The 22,066-nt window shown below is 58.9% G+C and carries 12 protein-coding genes; 9 read left to right on the top strand and 3 right to left on the bottom strand.

What is annotated here, in order from left to right:
* Positions 1-383: 383 nt before the first annotated feature.
* The 9 genes from AC3WQY_RS01475 to AC3WQY_RS01435 all read left to right on the top strand — a co-directional run bounded on the left by AC3WQY_RS01475 (position 384) and on the right by AC3WQY_RS01435 (position 13,980).
* Complete coding sequence (locus tag AC3WQY_RS01475) at positions 384-731, top strand: hypothetical protein (protein ID WP_492705200.1); 348 nt, start codon at positions 384-386, stop codon at positions 729-731.
* Between the two features lie 543 nt (positions 732-1,274).
* Positions 1,275-1,496, top strand: coding sequence for a hypothetical protein (locus AC3WQY_RS01470; protein ID WP_492705198.1), 222 nt, complete (start codon positions 1,275-1,277; stop codon positions 1,494-1,496).
* Between the two features lie 498 nt (positions 1,497-1,994).
* The gene (imuA, locus tag AC3WQY_RS01465) at positions 1,995-2,810 is read left to right on the top strand and encodes a translesion DNA synthesis-associated protein ImuA (RefSeq protein WP_492705196.1); all 816 of its coding nucleotides are present in this window, start codon (positions 1,995-1,997) and stop codon (positions 2,808-2,810) included.
* A gap of 76 nt (positions 2,811-2,886) precedes the next feature.
* Positions 2,887-4,059: a Y-family DNA polymerase gene (locus AC3WQY_RS01460; RefSeq protein ID WP_492705194.1), complete on the top strand. Its 1,173-nt coding sequence runs from the start codon at positions 2,887-2,889 to the stop codon at positions 4,057-4,059.
* Positions 4,060-4,066: 7 nt separating this feature from the next.
* The gene (locus tag AC3WQY_RS01455; RefSeq protein WP_492705192.1) at positions 4,067-7,183 is read left to right on the top strand and encodes an error-prone DNA polymerase; all 3,117 of its coding nucleotides are present in this window, start codon (positions 4,067-4,069) and stop codon (positions 7,181-7,183) included.
* Between the two features lie 190 nt (positions 7,184-7,373).
* Positions 7,374-9,140 carry a hypothetical protein gene (locus AC3WQY_RS01450; protein WP_492705190.1) on the top strand — a complete coding sequence of 589 codons (1,767 nt, stop codon included), beginning with the start codon at positions 7,374-7,376 and terminating at the stop codon, positions 9,138-9,140.
* Positions 9,141-9,142: 2 nt separating this feature from the next.
* Complete coding sequence (locus tag AC3WQY_RS01445; protein WP_492705188.1) at positions 9,143-12,256, top strand: AAA family ATPase; 3,114 nt, start codon at positions 9,143-9,145, stop codon at positions 12,254-12,256.
* A gap of 168 nt (positions 12,257-12,424) precedes the next feature.
* Positions 12,425-13,384, top strand: a complete 960-nt coding sequence (locus tag AC3WQY_RS01440) for an SOS response-associated peptidase family protein (RefSeq protein ID WP_492705186.1) — start codon at positions 12,425-12,427, stop codon at positions 13,382-13,384.
* A gap of 23 nt (positions 13,385-13,407) precedes the next feature.
* Entirely contained in the window at positions 13,408-13,980 is a 573-nt protein-coding gene (locus AC3WQY_RS01435) for a hypothetical protein (protein ID WP_492705184.1), read from the top strand.
* Positions 13,981-14,119: 139 nt separating this feature from the next.
* On the opposite strand, the gene AC3WQY_RS01430 is transcribed toward AC3WQY_RS01435, so the two are convergent.
* From AC3WQY_RS01430 to AC3WQY_RS01420, 3 genes are all read right to left on the bottom strand, one after another.
* Positions 14,120-18,397, bottom strand: coding sequence for a hypothetical protein (locus AC3WQY_RS01430; protein WP_492705182.1), 4,278 nt, complete (start codon positions 18,395-18,397; stop codon positions 14,120-14,122).
* A gap of 222 nt (positions 18,398-18,619) precedes the next feature.
* On the bottom strand, positions 18,620-20,785 hold the full coding sequence (locus AC3WQY_RS01425; RefSeq protein ID WP_492705180.1) for an SEC-C metal-binding domain-containing protein: 2,166 nt from the start codon (positions 20,783-20,785) through the stop codon (positions 18,620-18,622).
* A 519-nt stretch (positions 20,786-21,304) separates the two neighbouring features.
* The gene (locus AC3WQY_RS01420) at positions 21,305-22,000 is read right to left on the bottom strand and encodes a zinc-finger-containing protein (RefSeq protein WP_492705178.1); all 696 of its coding nucleotides are present in this window, start codon (positions 21,998-22,000) and stop codon (positions 21,305-21,307) included.
* Between the last annotated feature and the right edge of the window lie 66 nt (positions 22,001-22,066).

The following is a 22,066-nucleotide window of genomic DNA, read 5'->3' as shown; positions in this document are numbered from 1 at the left end:
CAAGTTTCCACAGGCCGCCTCTTCTCCCAAAGGACTCTACAGGACTGAGTCGCCCAGGCCTTTCTAGACATCCACAGAAGGGAGGCTCGCGGTCGCGAAGCAGCTGTAGGCGAGCCGCCCTCCGCCTGAAAAGTAGGCGGCTGCCACGGCCAGTTCGGGCCACCAAATCGCGCTCAGGTGGTCAGTGTGAGCCCGCACAAGACGTCAATGTGGCCGGAATCCGCGCCCCGAGACAGAATCGCGGGACTGCTGTTAGAAGTGAGGCTGCGGAAGAGGTGGCGTTCTGGCCCCAAGAGCATTGGGGATGCTGCGACAATTTCTACTACGCCCACAGTCTGCGCAAGAGCGGTCGCAATGGGGCCGACCTCCCGCAGAGCATCAAATTGCAAGACATCGTCAAAACCATCGAGGACCTGGACAGCGTCGCGGTTTCCCTGCCCGACCTCCTGCGGGGAGCCAGGGGTCAGACCGTTACCTCAAATGCACGAGCGATTGCAGAGCTGTCCGAGCTTCTGAAATTGGAGGTCTTGCTGGACAAGCCGCGCGCCGAAGTTGTGGCTTCGGCACTTCGACTTCTGACACTCATCAAGCAAACCAACCTCCTCGTTTCGTCCAGCAGAGTCGGCCACGAAGAAAGAATGGCGATGTCGCTTGCAGAGGCACTTGCCAGCAAGCTGCACAAACTCCTCAAAGACTGGGCAACAGAGTCCCAGGCTTCCACCGCTGCCTGAGCGCCATGCTCGGCGGCGGGGGCGGCTTCAATGACTGCATCGCGCGGCGACGTTTCACCACTCAGTCAACACCAGTTCGCTGTTCGATGTACCGCTGCTGCCGTTGCTGACAAAGCACCCAGGATTGAAGCCAGCCATTGAGAAAGGCCAGTGGTTTGCGCCTAGTCAAGAGGCCTTCACCGGACGCTTTCGCAGCGAAAGGGGCCATATCAACAACAACGGGCTCAGAGGATGGGTTCCAGTCACCCGTAAACTTGAATTTGGGAGGCGGTCAGGCCTACACCATCTATATCGCCCCAGGGCGACGACCTCAGAATTCGGCCCGGTTGCCTGCAGCGCCTTGGCAGTACTGGATGGGAAGTTGGGGCCTCGTGGGTTCAAGTCCCGCCGCAGCCCACCTTCTATCGAAGAGATGCCTCATTCGATGGAGTAGCGAAGCCTTCTTAATCTCGAGCTCGGCTCGCTTTTGCGCTCGCCCCATTCCATTGCAATCGCTCGCCGCTCGCTGCATCATCATGCGGTCGAGTCGCCAGCGAGGCCCACATGCCTGCTCTCTACTTCTCTCCAGACGTCAGCGCCTTTACCTCGGTCAAGTCGGTCAGTGGCTTTTTCGTGGGACGGGTCAGCTGCTACCAGGGCAAGACCGCCGTCAGGGTTGAGCATGAATGCCTGTGCTATCGAGACACCTATGCCGAGGCAGAGCGTGACGCCAGTCGGGACGCTGCAGCGCTTGTTCGCATGTGGGCAGACAAAGTCCGCATTTAGTCCTCGAACGGACTAGCACCTTGAGCACCACGGAGTGCGCAGCGTGCGGCAATTGTTAGGGTCACGCAGTCCCTACACATTTGGCCGAACTTAATCTGGGTCAACACCGATTCGCTGTCCGATGTATCTCTGCTGCCCTCGCTGACCAAGCACCCACGATTGAAGCCAGCCATCGAGATACAAGAAGCTGTCGACTGGGTCCTTGAGCACGCGCGCATAGCCAGACGCGAGGGCAAGTGCAACGTACTCGCCACGAGATAAGACACCTACAAGGTCCGGTGGCGAGTCTGCGTCCAGCCAAAGCAGCCGAAGTTCAATGAGCTTGTCGAAGACGCTCTGTTGCCAGGCGGGCGGGGCCATAGGAACTCCTTTCAATGTATCCGTCTGATGCACAACCGCTGACTCCGTCCGGTCAGCGTAGGCACTCGACGGGCCATAGTGCTTTGACAATTCAGGCAGGCAAGTATACTGTATGTTCATACAGCGTTTTCCATCGCCATGCCTTCGGATATTTCTGCCGCGATGGTGTTGCCTGCGCCCCTCTCCGCGCCAATCAACCCATCTATTGCCACCATCCCTCGCCTACTTCCCCCTGAGGTTGAGGCGTCGATTTGGCGTGCGGACCAATTGGGGCGCGGTGTCGAGTTGGTAGTCCCGACCGGCTTTGCAGACCTGGATGCTGAGCTCCCCGGTCATGGATGGCCCTGTCGAGGATTGACGGAGGTCCTTACAGCCCAATTCGCATTGCTCGAATGGCGACTCGCGTCCCCCGCCCTGCGCGCCATTTGCAGCCACGGAAGAGACTTGGTGGTGGTCGGGCCGCCCCGCTGCCCATTTCCGCCGGGCCTTCAACTCGACGGCATAGACCCCGACCGAATCTTGTGGGTTGATGTTGACAAGCCGGCTGACCGACTCTGGTCAACGGAGCAAGCCATAAAGAGCAATGCATGCGGAGCCGTGCTGGCCTGGTTGCCGCAGGTTCGAGCCGACCAAGTCCGCCGCCTGCAAGTGCTCGCGGCAGGTTGTGACGCGCCGGTATTTCTGTTCCGCCTTGCCTCCGCGGCTTCAGAAGCGTCCGCTGCACCTCTACGACTTGAGGCCAAACTCTGCGAGGACTGGGAGCTGCGCGTACGCATCCTCAAGCGCAGAGGAGCGCCATGCGAGACAGAACTTCGCCTTGAGTCCATCCCATGTGGACTCAAGACCATCATGACCCCGCGACTTCGATACCCAAGTCGCTTCACGTCGCGAGTGCCCGATGCTGTGGTGCGCACTTCGACTCCCGGCCCCGAGCGGCAAGCCGTCCCCCATTGATGACGACATTCGAGCATTGGCCGTCTGGGCGTTGCAGTTCACGCCACGGGTCACTGTCCTCGAGGAGTCCGTCGCAATGGAAGTCGATGCCAGCACGCGCCTTTTTAAGGGCCGGCGTGCTCTGCGCGACCGTGTAGTTGCCGAGTCCGCCGAGCTCGGAGTAGCGAAGGTCTCTTGGGCACCAAACAGTCTTGCAGCTCTCGCTTTTGCGCGCGCCGGCATTGAGAACGGCCTCAAGCGAGGTCTGGAGTCAATGCTCGACCCGCTTCCCATGCAAGTCTTGAGCGCAGTCGTGCCCCACATGTCGGTGCTCCTGCGAACGGGTGCGCGCACCCTTGGGGACATACGTAGGCTGCCGCGCGCGGGCATCACTCGCCGCTTCGACAAATCACTGCTGCGAGCCTTGGACCAAGCCTATGGTGTTCAACCAGAAGCCCACAAATGGGTTGAAGTGCCCGATGCATTTACCACCAAACTCGAGCTCCCGTTTCGGGTCGAGCATGCGCCAGAGCTCTTAGTCGGCGCTCGCAAGCTACTGCTCCAGATGTGCGGTTGGCTCGCGGCCAGGCATGCAGGAATTACCGCGTTCACATTGAACTGGTGGCATGACAGCATGCGCTCAAAAGATGCCGGCACCGGCGGAGGTTTGGTTGTTCGAACGGCCGTCGCCATGCGAGACATCGACCACCTCTTCCGGTTGCTATCCGAGCACTTGGCCAAAGTCACGTTGCTCGCCCCAGTAGGCGACCTAGAGCTGGCTGCGACAGAAGTTCATGCCCTTCACGAAGTCAGCGCGTCGCTCCTTCCCGATACGGTGTTGGAGCGGGAGACGGTCGGCATGCTGCAAGAACGCCTTGCCGCACGGTTCGGCCCAGCAAAGGTCTGCCGCCCGTTTGTGGGTGACGACAACAGGCTCGAATGGGTCTGCACCTGGCGCGCTGCCTCTGAAAAGCGTCCTCGGAAGCCGGGCCCACGTTCTCGCTACCCGGCGCCCTCGTTTGTGCTCGCGGAACCCTTGAAGCTGTCCGTGCGGGATGGCCGTCCTCAATACCAAGGCCCCTTGAAGCTTCTCGCCGGGCCTCACGCCGTCGAAGACGGTTGGTGGCATCGCGACGAAGCCAAGCGTGAGTGTCACGCTGTCGTCCGCGACTACTGGATTGCGTGGAGCGACCACGCCGGACCGCTTTGGATTTACCAAACTCGTCTTGAAGCCGATGCAGCTTGGTGGCTGCACGGCTCGTTCTCGTGAGTCAGCGATGGACGAAGTACTGAGGATTCCATACGCTGAGCTGCGATGCATCAGCAATTTCAGTTTCTTGACCGGCGCAAGTCGACCCGACGAGTTGGTCGAGCGAGCGAAGAAGCTTGGCTACAAAGCACTCGCGCTCACGGACTACTGCAGTCTGGCGGGCGTCGTCCGAGCACATACGGCGGCCAAGGAGGTCGGCCTCAAGCTCATCATCGGAAGCCAGTTCAAAGTCGAGGCAACCGCGCCGTTCTCCTTAGTTGTACTGGCATGCAATCACAACGGCTACGGCAATCTCTGCGAGTTCATCACCAACCTCCGTCGCGAGTCGCCTAAGGGAACGTATCGCCTTCACGTCGATGCCGTTCGCTCCGAGCGTTTGGAAGACTGCCTGGTAATTGCGATACCAGCGCGGGAGAGCACGCAGGACGAATGCAATCGCCTCGCACGCTGGCTGCTGACCAACTTCATGGGGCGCTCCTGGCTCGGCGTCGAGCAGCTAAAGCTAATAGATGACGAGGTCGTGTTTGAGCGCATCGCTCAGGCTAGCGAGCTGACAGCAATCCCGATGGTCGCGACCGGTGACGTTCAGATGCATGTGCGGTCCAGAAAACCGCTGCACGACGTCATGACTTCTATCCGTCTGTGCAAACCGCTGACCGAGTGCGGCACCGAGCTAGCAGGCAATGCCGAGCGCCGTATGCGCTCCCGCCTCAGTCTGGCTAACCGGTATGCCGGCCATCTAGCCTTGCTCCACGAAACGCTCGCTATAGCCAGCCGATGTGACTTCTCCCTGGAGGAGCTCCGCTACCAGTACCCAGACGAGGTGGTTCCGAAGGACGAGACCCCAAGCTCGTACCTGCGACGGTTGGCTTATGAGGGAGCCGGACGCCGTTGGCCCACCGGCGTCCCTGCAAAGGTTCAGGCTCAAGTTGAGCATGAGCTCGAGTTGATTGGCGACCTTCGATACGAACACTACTTCTTGACGGTCTACGACATCGTCGCGTTTGCTCGCAGTCAGCGCATCCTTTGCCAGGGCCGCGGCAGCGCAGCCAATAGCGCGGTCTGCTATTGCTTGGGCATCACGGAGGTCGACCCAGCACGGGCTGTTGTGCTGGTCGAGCGCTTCATAAGCCGCGAACGCAATGAGCCCCCCGATATCGACGTCGACTTCGAACACGAGCGACGAGAGGAAGTCATCCAATTCCTCTATCGGAAATACGGTCGGAAGCGTGCAGCCCTGACTGCAGCAGTGGCAACGTATCGGACCCGAGGGGCAATCACCGACGTCGGAAAGGCGCTGGGCTTCAGCCTCGACCAGGTCAAGGCCATTTCCCAAACTCATCAATGGTTTGACGGCCTTGGCATCAACAAAGACCGCCTCAGCGAGATTGGCGTCGACGCAGACTCACTGGCCGTCCAGCAACTTCTGACCCTCACCGGGCAGCTCATCGGAATGCCGCGGCACTTGAGCCAGCACAGCGGCGGCTTCGTGCTGACAAAGGGCCCCTTGAGCCGCATCGTGCCAATCGAGAATGCTTCAATGGAAGACCGTACCGTCATCCAGTGGGACAAGGACGACATCGACGCTCTGGGTCTGCTTAAAGTCGACGTGTTGGCCCTCGGGATGCTGACGGCAATCCGCAAGACGCTAGACCTCATCGGCGGCCGCCAAGGCTTCGAGATGGAGATGCAAGACATCCCGGCCGAAGACACAGTCACTTACGACATGATTTGTCAGGCGGACACGGTGGGCGTCTTCCAAATCGAATCTCGAGCCCAACGCCAGATGCTGCCGCGCCTGCAACCAAGATGCTTCTACGACCTGGTGGTTGAGGTGGCGCTGGTGAGGCCAGGCCCTATCCAAGGTGGTGCCGTGCACCCGTACTTGGAGCGCCGCCAAGGCAAAGCGCCAGTCACCTACCCAAGCGCGGCACTCAAAGAGGCGCTTGGACGGACGCTGGGCGTGCCGGTCTTCCAAGAACAATGCATGCAGATTGCAATCCTCGCGGCTGGCTTCACCCCAGACGAGGCGGATGGTCTGCGCCGCGCGATGGCGGCTTGGAAACGCAAAGGCGGACTCGGGAAGTACGAAGAGCGGCTCATCGGTGGCCTTACTTCGAACGGGTACACGCTTGAGTTCGCGCAGGGCATCTTTGAGCAGGTCAAAGGCTTCAGCTCGTATGGCTTCCCTGAATCGCACGCCGCCAGCTTTGCGCTCTTGGTCTACGCCTCCTGCTGGCTGAAGTGCCACCACCCGGCCGAGTTTCTTTGCGCAATGCTGAACTCTCAGCCGCTCGGCTTCTACAGCCCGAGGCAACTGGTGCGGGACGCAATAGCTCACGGGGTTGAAGTTCGTCCTGTCGACGTAATGACCAGCTTCAGCGACTCTAACCTTGAGGATGTCGAGGGCGAAGAGATGCCGGCGGTAAGACTCGGATTCCGTTTGGTCGATGGGCTGAAGGGCGATGCGGTCACGAGATTGATTGCGGCAAGAGAGAACGCGCCATTCGACGATACCGAGGACCTCGCCCGTCGGGCGGGACTGGCCCCGCAGGACATGCGTCAGCTAGCAGCTGCGGATGCGCTCGCAGCGCTTTCCGGACATCGGCGGCAACAGGTCTGGGATGCAGCAGGTTGGACGGGAACACCTGAGTTACTACGCGAAGGCCGCATTGAGGAGGAGTACCTGGAGCTAGAGGCGGCGCCTGAGGCAGAGGAAGTGGCGTGGGACCACGCGGCTTTGGGGCTCTCACTGCGCAGCCACCCACTCGCGTTGATTCGCGACAAGCTAGCCGAGATGAAGCTCAGCACCTCAGCAGACCTGCACGACCTCCCCGATGGCAGGGCGGTTCGCTACGCCGGCATGGTGACTGTGCGCCAGCAACCTGAGACCGCGAGTGGCGTTACCTTCATCAGTCTTGAGGACGAGACGGGCGATGTGCAGCTTGTGGTCTGGCGCGATGTGCTGGAAAAGCAACGTAGAGAAATTCTTGAAGCTAGGTTGCTTGCGGTCAAGGGACGTTGGCAGCGCGAGGGCGAAGTCCGCAACATCATCGTTGGGCACGCCAAGGACCTAACGGAAATGCTGGGAGGATTGACGCTGCCCAGTCGGGACTTTCATTAGGACCCTCGCGAATCGTTTTCAGACATGCTCAGGCGAATTCAGCTCGATTCATGCTGCAACAAGGAAGGGTGTTCGCTTCACGGCGAAGACAGGCGTAGCAGCGCTCAAATATGAATGTCCAGCGAAATCTGGCTGATACGATTTGTCCACAAGAAATCAATTCCCGGCGCCATAAGGGGGGCCTAGCGAGATGAATGTCGAGAACATCGTCGACGTCCGTGACTATCTTGAAATCCGAGGGCTCACAAATCCGACGCTCGAAGCTCTGATGCCGACGGAGGAAAGCTACCGCGCATTGCTGATGCAGCCCGCTGGCCCATTTCTGGGCGACGAAACGCGAATCGGTCCGTTGGACCTTGACTTTGCCGACCAGCAGGCGACCCAGCTTCTCGTGATGGCCAAGAAGGGGGGACACCATTTGGTCGTCACCCCTGAGTACTACCTCCCCATCAAAACGTTGCTCAGATGCGTCGAGGGCGAAACCTTTCCGGCCGCCGATGCTCTGTGGGTGCTTGGCTGCGAAAGCATGACTCCCAACCAACTACGCGAGTTCAAGGAACGGGCACTCCAAACCGGCAAGTGCGATGTTTTCTTCGAAGAGGATGACGAAGCACCGAAGCAAGGAACGTACTTCGACCCTGTGGCGTATTGCTTCATTGCTAAGGAAAAGCAAAGCGGAGACGAGCGGCGCGTTGTCCTGATTCAGTTCAAGACTATCTCATCAAAGGATGAGCACTACTTCGAGAACAAGCTGCTTCGCAAGGGAAAGTACATATACCAGTTCAAGGGGCCAAAGGACCGCCTATCGCTTTCGACCATCATTTGTTCTGACGCCTTTGCAATTGCTGAGAATAATGACGTCTTGCTGGCGCTGACGGAGAAGGCGACGCTGCTACACATCCAGCTGAACAAGAAGCCCCGGAATGTCGACTATCTGAAGTATCGAGTCGAGACTTTCAGGCGGCACCTTCGCTCAAGCAACTGCGACATCGTCTGCCTCAACTGGGCGGAGAACATGGTCTTCAAGGGCCATGCAAATGGGAAAGGCGATGACTGGAACAACGAGACAGGTTCCGCGTGGTACCTGCCGCATGACCGATGCTCCTCGGATGATGCCGAAGTTGAGAGCAATGAGAAAAAGGGGCTCTACTACTCGAAGCATCGAAGAGACCGGCATGTCTTGCATTTTCACAATGCTCCAGCCGCCTTTGAGCTAACGGTCCCGAAGGTCGAACACACGGGTCTGCAGCTGCATGCAAATCCAACCGGTCCAGCCTTGGACTCTCGTTTTGTCTGGGATGCAAATGCAGCGGCCTGGGTCGAGCACGCAGATTGCGCTGACACCGGACTTGCGCAGCTCTTTGCTTGCGACGAACAGGTCGAGGCGGCATTTGCCGAACTCAAAGGGGAAGAAAGTCGCCTCAAAGTCGAGCGGGCAGTCGCACTCAGCTGCGGGCTACACACGGGAAAGGAGGACTGGTACGCAGCGGCAGAACTTCCTTCGCTTCGCATCGGAGATGACGAAATTCCTCAACGAGTGACGGTCTGTCTAGAGCGTGATGAACAAGCCCGGAAAACGCGATATGACCGTGTGAAAAACGTTGCTGCACTCCACCACATTCTGGCGAACAGCGCATTGCTGCCTCTATCAATTCGCGACCTTCAGGGGGGCGGAGCTCGCATCAGATGGTCCAAGAAGTCTCCGAACACCAACATTGTGAAGGACGGCCATGAGCCTGCACTTGTGTCCTTTCTTGGATTCAACCCGCTTCCGGACCAAATAAAGAACACGTCGGACGCCGCCTATGAACTTCTTCGCAAAGAGAAAGATTCGAAACATCGCCACCGGCTGGCGGTCTGCTACATGACATTGAACGGACCTGAGTTCGCGACCATCACGCAGTTGGCGCACTTCACGGACGACGCTGGCAGTCCCACGTCAATCGCCAGAGGCTAAGCATGCAACTACTCGAATCTGCACGAAACAAAGTGGCCGACCTGTTAGGCGGCATTGAAGAGCTTGACGACGCTGTTGTTCGTGGCGAGCGCCGATACGGCGACAAGACATTTGCTGTTGCGTACGTCGACTTTGCAGATGACGTCGTCGGTCGTGCGAAGAAGCTTCGCGCGTTTCAAGAACGAATCCTTGGGGAGGGATTCTTTGCCTCGCCTGGCGACCTGAGGTGGAACAAATACATCTACATCGTGGCAGGACCACAATCGCTGCAGCAAGAGGGCTTTGAGGCAGCGAAAATCGCGATTGAAGCAGATGAGGAGTACGCTCGAAAGCGCGTCGTCTCTGAGTCCGAACTTGCTTCAGCGCTCGGCGCTGCTAGCTACTTCACTTCAAGCCGCAACGTTCAAGAGTTCGACATCTTGGCCGAATGGAGGCTCAAACTTTCTGATGCGGCCCTCGATGCAGTCCTCGACTGCCCCACGCGCACCACACTCATCGACCAGATTGGGGCAGGTAAGGCGCGTCGTGCTGCGGCAAGTCGAAAGGCTCTCACGCTTCATCAGTCCGATGCATCCCTCGACACAAAGTGGCTTGCGCGCCTAAGAATCGAGAGTTTTCGACCTGTCCACGACGGGAAGGCGCCGTTTGACTTCGGTCAGGTTACTTTGATTACTGGTCCGAACGGAACAGGCAAGACTTCGCTACTCGAGGCCATCGAGTATTTCTACTGCGGACAGAACCGTAGGCCAGGGTACGTTGCTAGCAAGGTGTTTGGCACGCTCCGTGGGGCCTCATCCGAAATGGCATCAACGACTGACGCCAGTCGCCTAAGAGCAAGGTGCCTGAAGTGGTACAACCGCGAGGAGCGGAATGCCGCCGGTCTCCTCAACGGATTTGACCGATTCAATTTTCTCGATACAGATGCTGCCTTCCGCGTCACTGCGGAGTTGGACCCCAAAGCACTTCCGGAGGACCTTAGTCGCCTCATCGTGGGCCCTGAAGCGTCGAATGTCTGGGCCTATATCGGAAAGCTAACGCCCGAAGTAGAAACAGCAAGGGACCGTTCTTTGGTCCGACTCGAGCAAGCTCAAAGCCAACTCCAGGACCTAAGGACGAAGCTGAAGGAGTTGCAAGAGCGGCCCTCCAATGCAAAGTCGTTGACCGAGGCTTTCAGGGCCTCGCTGTCGTCAATGGGCTGGAGGGCTGGCCAGGCAGCGGCTCCCTTTGCATCAGCTGAAGAAGGAAAACCGTTGCAGGTCGCGCTCGAGCGCATCCAAACCCTCCTTGCCGCGGGACCAGGTCTCGAAAGCCTGCATTCGCTCGCGGAGCGAACGAATGAAGTCGAACGGGCCTTCGACGCCGCCCAGACAATAGAAGAGGCTCGCAAATCGCTAGCGGAACGTACTAAGGACCTTGAGGAAAAGATTCAAGGCTACGAAAACGCCGCCGGTCACTTCGAACGATGGGGCGTCTACGTCGGGAGTCGGTTCGCGACATTGAGGTCGGCCTACCTTCAATGCAAATCACGGGTTGACCAAGCCTCAGGGCAGCTCGGAATCTACGCGACCACTGACCTTCCGTCCATTGACATCACCTACGCGCAGATGCGCATGGTCGATGCTATCCAAACAGTAGCTGAGAACGTCAATGCGGCGAAACGCCAAGTTAGTTCGCTGGAGCAGATGAGCGCTTCGTTTGGCCAGGTGGCTGCGAATCGAGCGCGAATTGCACAAGAGTTGACGGCTGCGGTTAGGGCTGCAATGGCTGATGGAACGGCAACAGATGTCTGTCCAGTTTGTAAGACGAAGCACGCCGCCGAGGTTTTGGCGCGTCATATCGACAGCATCACCACAGACCTTGGGCAGCCGATAGAGTTAGCTGCGGTTGCGCAGCAATTGACAGACGCGAAACGCAATCAGCAAAGCTGGGTCGCTTGGCATGATTTCCTCGAAAGACTTCAGCAAATTGCGATTCAGCTCAACCTGCCGCAGACCTCGCTTTGCCAAGATGTTTTGTTCACGTTAAACCGCTTACGCACAGAGCTCCATCAGGCGAACCTGGACCTTTCATTAGCCAAAGAGCAATGGCTGGAGCTCGAGAAGCTTGGTCTGACCGAGGTCGAGCACGACCTCTTGTTGAACGCGGTGTCTGCTGAAATCCCCGTCAATCAGAACCCCTATGACGCCGCCACCATCGAGCATCACATACAGGCGTACAAACGAGCTTCTGCGTCGGCTCTCGAACAACTTCCACAGCTGCATGAAGCGTTGACCGCAAACACATTGCAACTTGCATCGTTGGTCTCTCCCCTGTTTTCTTCTTCTTGGGATACCAGAGTTGCCGTCGGGAACAGCTTTCTAACGATTTCTGCGCTGCGCCAAGAGCTGCTGACTTTGAACAAGAATGCAGATGCGCTCACCTCCCAGCTCGTCATTGCCAACGATGTGATGCTGAGTGATGTTCAAGCGTCAATTGCTGGTTCATTGCGCGCCCTTGATGACGCAGTGCAGGCCGCGAACCATGAGCTCAATGGCGCCACCGAAATTTCCGTCCTAACCGAAAGCATAGCTGAGCAAGACGAGGCAGTTCGGAGTTTGCTGCTGCGTCATATGAACTTCCGTGCCGCGGCGGAGGCGTTGACGAGCCTTGCGACCGAGTTGTCGTTGGACCGTGCGACGACAAAGTCGCTAGATGCAATTGGCGAGGAAATCAACGGAGCCTTCGAGCGGATTCATTCGCCGAATGAATACGAGTATGTAGGCCACGGGGATGAGCTTCTCAGGTCACGAACCACTCAGGAGACATGGTCGTTAGACAGAGTAAGCACAGGCCAACGTGCGGCGTTCGCGCTATCGGTGTTTTTAGCTCTCAATCGAACGGCGACAAACGCACCCCCGGTGGTCTTGATTGATGACCCGGTTGCGCACGTAGACGATTTGAATACCTTGTCGTTCTTGGACTACCTCCGCGACATGGCCGTTCACTCGAAGCGACAAATTTTCTTTGCTACGGCGGACGCGCGCATCGCATCGCTTTTCACTAGGAAGTTTGGCTTCCTCGGGGAGGACTTCAAGAGAATTGACCTGCCCCGGGAGCTTGAACAGGGCGCGGCGTGAGCTGTACTCTAGTGGTGGCTGAGCAATTGCGTCAGTGCCTCCAACCGAGACATTGCTGCAACTGAAGCCTCAAAGAACTCGCATCCTGGGGAGACTAGGGGCTCCAGCGAACACAAGCGCCTGGGCGTCTGAGACAGATTCGAACGTTGTCGGATTGAATGGAAACGCATGTGCTACTCAGCTCAAGTCTGGGCCGACTACCGTACCTACGTACGCGACTTCGGCGCTGAGATTGACATCAAAGAGTTCTACGAGACCTTCTATCGAAGGGCGCAGGGTGACCCCATCACCGTGCCGCGTGCAATGGAGAGCGCCTTCGACAATCCGCAGAGCGACGATGAGCGCAAGGTCAAAAGGCTCATCGACGAGTTCCGACAAGCGGAGCACAAACGCCTGCAGGAAGAAATCTTTGCGCAGCGAACTAGGCTCACTGAGGCTGAGCGCAAACTTGCTCTTAAGGAGACTAAAGCTGCGCTTGATAGCAAACGCATTGCGACCACCAAGGTCGACCGTGCGCTGGCGAAGCTAAAAAATCTCGACAGGACGGACCTGCGGGAATCCGACTTCCGGATGTTCCCCAAGCACTTCGTTCCGGTGATGGTGTTCGAAGAAGGTCGCCTGGTTGTAAGACCGATGCGCTATCAATGCCGCCCTGCAGGAAAGCCAGAGTTCTACGACACGAAGTACCCGGGCACGTTCAATGCTCGAAGGGACAACCTTGAAGGCTTTTGGAAAGGGCAGTTCGGCCGCACCCATGGTGTGGCACTCGTAAGTGCGTTTTATGAGAACGTGCCGCGGCACAAGGCCGAGCATCGAGAGCTCCGCGAAGGAGAGGCCGTGGAGAACTTGATTCTCGAGTTCAAGCCGCGACCAGCACACGACATGCTCGTCGCCTGCTTGTACTCACACTGGGCTTCGCCTGGCCAGCCAGACTTATGGAGCTTCGCCTTCATTACCGATGAGCCGCCGACAGAAGTCGCCGATGCGGGGCACGACCGGTGCATCGTCCCACTGAAGCCTGAAAACATGCTGCCATGGCTGCAGCCAGACTCGAAGGACCTCAAGTCGCTCTATGCCTTGCTGGACGACCGCGACACCCCCTACTACGAGCATCAGTTGGCCGCATAGCGCATAGGCCAAGACCAAGCAACATGGTCCAACGCAAAGGCATGCCTCCTGAATCGAACGACCCCTTCCGCGATGAGTTTCATCGCCTCCTGGGGAGGCTGGTCCATGCGCTCGCTTCCTTTGATTTCAACATCGGATTGCAACTGAACTGGATGGGACCCTACGGCGGGCGCGATGTCTCTGACCTATTGAAGCCTCGGCAAGCTCGATTGGGCGAGCGACTCGACAAGCTCGAGGAATTGGTTGTTGAGCTGTACTCCCCAGCTGGAACGCAAGCACTAGAGGACTTCCAAGACTGGTTCGCAACAGCCCATAAAGTTCGTGCGATTCGAAATGACTACGCTCATGGCCGCTGGGGCGTTCCGGGCAAGCTTCAAGAATCGCCGGGCGGGCCGCCCTTCACGAAAGTCCCATTGCTTGCCTTTGTCCCACTCGAATTTGATATGACGCCGGACCAACCTGACAAGTCCATCTACCTAACTCTTGAAGAGTTCAAACATCAGGTTGCTCAAGCGGAAGAATTGTTTGCCAAGTACTGGGACCTCGCAGAACGACACAAGGCATCAATGCTACCGAGCAAAGGCCGACTTTCGTAGTCTCATACATTGACGCCCAACCTCGCGCTGCTAGTCATGGCACTGTCGAAAGCAGTCACCGATGGAATCGAAGCCGTCGAAGGCCGCTCCCCGTAAGGGCGAAGTTTGGAAAGCCGACAGTGACGTCACGTCAGTTCAGTTAGGACACTGACTTCTTTGCCGCCGCCTTCGGCGTGGCCTTCTTAGATGCCGTCTCGACACCTTTCGCTTTCGCTTTCGCTTTCGCTTTCGCTTTTGCTTGCTTAGCAACTTTCTCAGAAGCAAGGCGCGGTGTTAGGTCGAGCACTCTAGCCATCACGCGCGCCACGCCACCCAGCCTTTCCTGCTGCGCGCGGGCCTCTGCCTCCAGGAGCGCTTGCAATCCGAACCGGTCCAGGTCTTCGTTTGTGTCGGGGTGAACCCACGTTCTCTCCGGATTGGCAACGCTGACGACCAGACATCCAACCTGCGCCTCCTTCGCCATCATGTACTTGTCCACCAGTTGCTCTCCGATGGTGGCCCGCAGGTCACGAGCCGAACGGTCCTTCTCGCCGACCTTCAGCTCAATGGTCGCCTGCAGGTTAGACGTTGTTTGGAGACGAATATCTCTTTCCTTATTGTCGACCGTGACCGACTCTTGGTCCACCGTGTACGCACCCTTCGCTGCCAGAAGCAGCTCTCGCGCAATGGAGGAACGTAGAGCGTTTTCAACTTGAACCTCAGCCCAGACCGCGCGATGTCCGGCGTCGCTCAACATCGAGTCTTGAAGGTCATCTAGACGGTCTTCGAGAAGCTGCCCAAGTTCTGACATTGACGTAGGAGTGAACTCTTCCGGCACAGCCTTGAAGAGCTTCGCGACCTCATCGTCATCCGGGTTCAGCATGTCAAGGTCAGCTGCCAACCCCTCACGCGCGAGGTGCAAAACTCGGTCACGCATGTCGGCGAAGAGCGGACTCTGTGCGAGCTGGTTCTTGATTCGCAAACCTTCCTGCCCACCGCGTGAAAAAAGGGCGTTAAGGCAGTCTCGCCGCGCGTCCTCAGCGACGTCTCGGGCTTTGGGCGAGTACACGCCCTCATGACGCAGGTCGTGCCGGACGAGGACATGCTCCGCAACCAACAACGCAAGAGTCAGAAGCTGCTCCGCAGGGAGTTCGTTCAGCCGAACTCCATACGCCGAATCGGAGTTTCGTGACGGGAACGTTGACGCAATCAGATGGACCGCTACCCCCTCTTGCTCGACCGGCAATCCCTGACAGAGCTTCACCAGATGGTCCACCGCTGCGGCAGGGTCGACACGAGCGAAAACAGGTAGCCAGAAGTCCAGAAACGGCGTCTGCGCAGTGGTTGGAATTCGGGTTGATATCTCAGCCGCCAACTCCCGCCTGAGCTCAGGTAACCCATGTTGCAGGAGAAGCTGAATCGCGGCGTCGAAACGTTCAAAGACGCCCGCATTCATCGGGAAGCGGACAGACTTCCGCGAGGCGGGTACGAACCAGTCCAATAGCGGGCGAAGTACAGGCAGGCCGACTTCGGGACTTGCATAGCGGAGCCCGAGAAGAATCAACGACCCGCTCCCGTGCTCAGGCAGCCGTTCCCCGAGTTCGGAGAGCACCTCTCGCACTACCAAGGTCGCCCACACGCCCGGGTGGGCCGCGATTGCGTCGGCGAGCCAAGGGGCAAGTTGATGCGACTGGGTAAGCGCAAATCGGAAGGCGCGTTCAGCGTCCGTAGCGGATAGATTCTTCGCCCACTCTGGGTCTTCCGCAGTCGCGTCCAGCGACATCAAGCCAGTCTCCCAGGCGCGACGGTGGTGGTTCTTGTCAACAACCGGCCGCTCACTACGAGTCGAGGGCCAGCCGCACCGCCAGACTTTGCAGAGTTCATGGTGAATCTTGTCGACAGTCTCTTTGCCGAAGAGTCGCTCCAACATGGGCCGATTCCATCGGCCGCCGTAGCCTGCTCGACGCTCGGCATCGAGCAGCTCGTTTAGGCGGTGGAGAGTGGTTGCCCTGGCCTCATCTGCCATGGCTTCTATGGGAGCAGCCAGGAGTGCTTCGCGGAATTTCCTCCAGACGGTTCGCTCTCGATGTGCACGCTTCGACGCCTCGATTTCGTACTGTCGTTGCCGCGCCTCCATAGCCAGTATTTCTGCACTGGGCTCCGTCGCTGCCACCGCTCGGTCGAGCTCTTGCAACCACGCGTCTTGGTCCGCAAGAGAGCTACGCAGCGCCGATAGTGCCTCGTCGTCGAGCTGGTCAACAGCCCAGAGGCGAACAAAGAAGGTGATGGCAACGGAGCGAACGTCATCGCGCGCGCTCCTATCAATCACCGTTTCTGCGAGCCAGGCGCCGTCCTGTCCAGCATTCAGCCGTAGCAGGCCCTCTAGCAAAAGTTGGCCGATGAGCTGGCTCCGAGGAACCACCTGAAGCTCTTGCCTGATGCGGATGTCGGACTCGAACGCGCGCCGTCGCGAGGTGGAGTCGAGTTGGGCCATGTAGCCCCTGACGACCTCTTGCTCCTCGTTGGCCTTTAGAGACCACGGAGTGGCAGCGAGCGAAAGGGAACAGGCATCGAGCAGCTCGCTGTCCAAGTCGGTGTTCCCGACTAACCTCGCTGCGAGCGCCTGCAAGGTTCTGTGCATGGGCACCTCGTCGTTGCCCTCATAGTCGCCTGCAAAGCGGCGCTTGGCGGCACGCACCAGCGCTACAACCGAAGGCAGAATTTTCCGGAGCTCATCGGCGGATGCAGTCCGGTCTCGCACGGCACGGGAAGCAGGCCCGTCGACATCAATCGCAGGGGCGGTCTGCTGCGCAAGCCGCCCAATTGCGGCGATAAAGACCTGGGTCGACATCGAAGCTGGATAGAGGCTACTCAAGAACCAGCGAACCATCTGCGGCGGACCGCTCGCGACGACGTCTCCAAGAGCACTCTCAAGTCGCGCGTCATTGAGTTCGCCGAGAGCCAGGAAGGCTTCGAACCGCAGGCCGTCGCTGCATGTGGTGTCAGTGGCAACCTTGTACGCCAGCGCTTGGCAGCCTTTGAGTCGACCGGCGCTCACCAGTCTCAGAAGTACTTCGCCGACTTCTTCATTCTCAATCCCTGCGTTCCAGAGCCTGTTGATAGCCTCACAAAGGTCCTCACTGGCAAGGCGCTTGACCTGCAAAGCGGGTACTTCCAGTCCACGCCACGTACCGGTGCCGTATCGCTCGACATACGCTTCCAGCGCCCTCGACCGTTGGACAGGCAGGAGCGACTCTGGGTCTCCGTGAACCAAGAGCACGCTTGGCTCGACCTCGAGGAGGAGCTCAAAGACTCGCGCGTCCTTCAAGGCTAGCCATGCCGCGATGGGCGCCACTGACGGGCGGAGCACTACCTCACCTGAGAGAGCCTTTGAGGACAGAACGCGCTTGAGCGCCCGTAGTGAGAGTGCCCCGGCTTGCAGCAGGTCGAACAACTGCGATGCGGCTAGGTATTCGAAGGTTGAGCGGTGTTGGAAGCGCACTCGGCCGAAGCCGCCGAAGCCGAAGAGCGGCCGCTGAAGCAGCGTCTCGATGCTAGGCTGAGGCCAGTCGGTCAGGACCTTTCGTGCATCGACCGGCGAGTCGCCGCCTACTGCATCTGAAGCAACCCCAAACCGTATTGCCAGGCGCTTGGTCAGCGCCACCGCCAGCGCGAGCCTTTTTGCACCGGCATGACACGCATCGAGCGACAGGTGCACCTTCTCATCTCGATTCGCCTGTTGGGTCAGGCGGACAGCGACGTGGCTACGAACTTGGTGCGCGTGAGCGCGAATCTCGCCGTGCCGTATCCAGTCATCGCACAACTCTATGAGGTCCTGTGGGCGTCGGGCGAAGTCCTCAGCATTGCGCTGTTTTACTGCCTCGAGCAGGGCATCTGGGTTCCCGACCTTGAGGAGCTTCGCGAAGTCTCGAATCTCCTCGTCGCTCAGTGGCGCGAGCGCCACTTCCCGGAACCCAGGCGGCAGAGCCTTCTTGGTCGCGCGCTTGTTTCCATTCCGGCTGGTGGCAAACTCGGCAAATTCTTCCTCACTCAGCGCCGAAACAACTTCCGTGACCGGGAGGCAACGACGGAAGGTCTCGCGGTCAAACTCCACGGGCCGCGAGGTCACGACAACGGTCATGCGCTGCGAGGCGCCGCCCACCTCGCTGGCGAGCCGCTTGAGCGCCCTCTCCAGGCTGCCGCGCTGCAACTGCAGTTCGTCGATGGAGTCGAGGAAGAAGAACGCCTCTTCGCCATCTGACGCAAGCCACGTCTTGAAGCGTCCCAGCTCCGGCTCCATGAGGATTTCCGATGTCGGACGACCGTGTAGCTCTTCGAGCCTCAGGAAGAACGCCGGCAGACCTTGCCCGGCCAGCTCTTCAGCCTTGTGTTCGCACTCGTAGCTCTTGCCAGCACCCGCCTCGGAGACGATGAGCACCCGTCGGGAACTCAACAGGTCCGTCCAGTTCAGGGGTTTCGAGTTCGGAAGGCTGTGCCCTCGGAATAGGGGTTCCGACTCGCTGCTAGGCAGTCTAGTCGGCAGGTCATAGAAGGTTCTCGACATGTTGTCTCGGTGTCGGTGGAGCTCGCTTTGCGGGTCGCAAAGAACATCGGTCATCGTAGGGACCAGTTGGCTCCTCTCAAGGCTCTCATCTGGGGTCTAGGTCTGGCAGCAGCGCTTGTACTTCATGCCGCTCCCGCAGGGGCAGGGAGAATTTCTTCCGACCTTCAACTGTCGCGCGTCGCTGACCATCTGAGGAAGCACCGCTGAAGCCTTCTGTGGCGCCTTCCTTCTCATGCCGGCCGTCGCCTTGTCCATCTCGTCGGACTGCTCCCATGGAGAGTCGAGCGTGATGCCAAACTGCACGTCGCCGTCGGTGTCGACTGATACGCCAAACCATTGGTTCGTTCGTTCCGCGTACTTGCGCCTATGGCAGTAGCTCTCGAGCGCGGCGACCGCCTCCAGGGAAGGCACAGGGTTGCAGTGGAATGTGAAGCCCCCCGCGGCGCCTTGCGTTAGCAGCGTGAAGTCGTGGCGCTTTCTGTCGTACCGCGCCATGCGTACGAGCGTTTCGAGGCCACGGTGCACGTTTCTGGCGGAGTTCTCGCTCATCGTCAGCAGGGCGAGCCCAAACTCCAGCGTCGCCGCTTCAGGTCGGTCCTCAATCGTGCGAATCAAGCGCTCGTAGTAGGTTCCCGCCAGCTTCGTGAGGATGCCGGGGGGGGTCCGGTCTCCCTGGATGCCTTCCCGACGGACCGTCATCGCCGTGTCGAGGTCGACGTTGATGGAGTCGTCGAGATGAACCGCGTCGTACTCGCCACTGAGCCAAAGGTTGCGACGTAGGTGGTACGCCAGCGCCGTGAGTTCGTGGGCGAGCGTTATCTCCTCGTGCGCGGACGTCCGCAACTGTGCGTAGCTCAGTAGTCGAAGAGGTGTAGCAAGCATCTCCGTCATCGTGTCGAGCAAGAACACGTCCATGATGAACGGAGCCCGAATGACGTCGGTCCTTTGGTAATTCAGGAACTGGCGAGCTTGAAATGCCAGCGCTGGATAGTGCTCGGCCAGCATTGTGAACACGTGGATTTCCTTCATCGACGGCGGCAACGGGACCTCCGCACCCCTCGCGTCTTCAAGTCGGCACTCCCCTGCGACTAGCTCGTTCGCGCATTTCCACCCCTGGTCATAGGCAGCCTGGATGGCTTCGGCAAAGTCCTTTCTCAGCTGTCCATCGTTGCCTTTGCGCGCAGCAATGGTCAGCTTCTTGGCCTTGCACTGAACGATGATGAGCCTGTCGCCGAAGACGACGAGCGCGTCGGCTTCGCCGACCGTCTTCTTGCCGCGCTTGATGTCAACGTTCGTGTGAACATGCTTCGGGCCGAAGACGCACGCGAGACGGCGAGCAGAGTACTTCTCGATGAACGCGCCGCGGTTGTCTCTTGCAGTTGGCCAGTAGGCCTCGTCAGCGAGCATCCAGAAGAATGGCGACTCATATAGGGCCTCGTATATCGCGTACTGCTGGAGCAACAGAACAGTCCCTCTTCCTGTCGGTATAAGCGGGGTTCCCGTAAGCGCGTTGTAGTCCCCAACCTCTCGGAAGCCCTCGTTCTCCCCGCTGAAAGTGAGCGCGTCTAAAAGCGCGTCAACCACGGCGTGCGACTGGCCACTTCGATGGGCGATTTCGGCTGGGGAGAGCTCAAACGTCGATAGCCATGTGGAAGGCGACTTTCCACTACGCCTTGATTCAGCGTGGAGGACGGTCGACTTCTCGTCCATGAGTTTGGACATTGCGTGAGCTATCGCCTGCGCCTGAGTCGAGGTGAAGCCCTTGTTCTCTCGCAGCCAGTCGTCGTCAGCCGCGTACTTCTCAGTCAGCAGGTCGCGGTACTGGAAGCTATAGGCCGACTCGCCACCGTAGAAGATTGGCTCCCGCAGCATCTGACCCTGCCCAAGCTCTGGCACATCCGAGGTTGCTTGGCCAGTGGCGGCTTGAAGAAGCGACGCAAACATCGGATACGACATCGCGTTGTGGAGCTCCTCCATCAACTCATCTGTCTGCTCGACGTACTTCTTGAGTACATCCGGTGCTGGCTCCTCGAGCAAGACCGGTGCCGTCACCATCAGCCCAAGCAACGTGTTGACCTCGGTGCGGATGAGGCGATTGCCTCTGAAGAGTTTTTCCATGTCCTCCGGTTTCAGCTTTTCTCTGAAGGCAATGAAGCTGTCGCGATGGCAGATGTTCGCAATAGCGTGCACGTAACCTGATGACGTCGCGAGCGTCCTGATGTCTTCGAGAATCTGAGCTTCCGTTCTCGGCTTCTTGAGCATGAGACCCTCCCTGGGCGCGGCTACGCCGGCCATCTGGACCGTGCTTGTTTGCCATGCTCCCTCTGAATCAAAGCCCTGTCATCAGCACAAGCGCCGATGCAGCATCCGAACCGTTCAGGACCTGCTAGGTCATGCCGACGTCGCAACAACCATGAGCTACACCCACGTTCTGAAGGTTGGCGGCGGAGTGGGCTGTAGTTCGATGGATTCTCATTCCGCTCGATTTCCAATCAGAACCGAGGGGACAACCCGCCGCAAAGCTGGCATCCGCCAGTACCTGCTTGTGGCGAAGTCCAGTCGCTTGACCTGGTGCCTGCGACCGACAGCAACCGCTGCACCGCAGTGGTTGGTTGAAGTCATGACCGGCAGCCTGGTCAGCGCAAACAGGCATGGTGGTCAGCTATCGCCAGCGCCTGCTTGTCGCGCCCACGGCGCCCGAAATTACGCCGCGCTACGCAGGACTTCGTAAATTACGGATGTGCTCCGTAGTTCGAGGTAAGCCCTCTCTCGCAAGCCGGCTCATGCTCCCTTGCAATACATGATGAGCGGATGAAGGCCTTGCCGTTCAAGGTCGGCACCCCGAGCCTTCCAGACTTGGGTCCGCGGCCAGAAGTCGATAACGGTTCCGCGTGTTGCGATGACGAGATGCTCACCGTCGTCTTGGACTTCGAATCGAAGACCTGCTCTCGCCAGCCAATCGGGAGCAATCGCGACTCGCCGGTCGTCGGGCGACTCTTCGATGCTAGGGGCCAAGTCAGGCTGAGTAGCCTCAGCTACTTTGCCCGCTAGTGTCGGCGCGTCATGTATCAAAGCTTCGATAGCATCGACCAGCGCCCAACATTGGTCGGCCTCAAGCAACGCAAAGCGTGCCGAGTCGGGATGAATACCCAACACCGCAGCCATCCAGCCGTAGGCCTGCGTGCGCGTCATCCGTCCCTCGCGCCACAGTCTCTCGAAAAGGTCGTGGGCGCGAAGACGTGCTGAGCGAAGTGGTGCATTCGCAAGGCGCCCTAAGGGCAATGTTCCGTCGCTATCGACCAGAACATCCTCTCCGACGTTGACCCGCGCGCCAGCTCTATGGCACCCAACCTGAGCGTCACAAGGCGCGCAGCGCCAGAACCAGACCTCGTGCAGGTCTGTTCGGTGCGGATAGACGGTACGCCCCGGGACAAGCTCAGCAGGCTTCCCGCAATAGTTGCAGGTAACGGAACGCATGGGGCGATGCTACTGGTACACGAAGCGTCACGAAAACGAGGCACTTCAACATGGCTGGAAGGACTC

The sequence above is a fragment of the Roseateles sp. FW301-B2 genome (assembly GCF_058788955.1).
The sequence above is the reverse complement of the archived record's forward strand: the minus strand, read 5'-3'. Positions and strand labels throughout refer to the sequence as shown.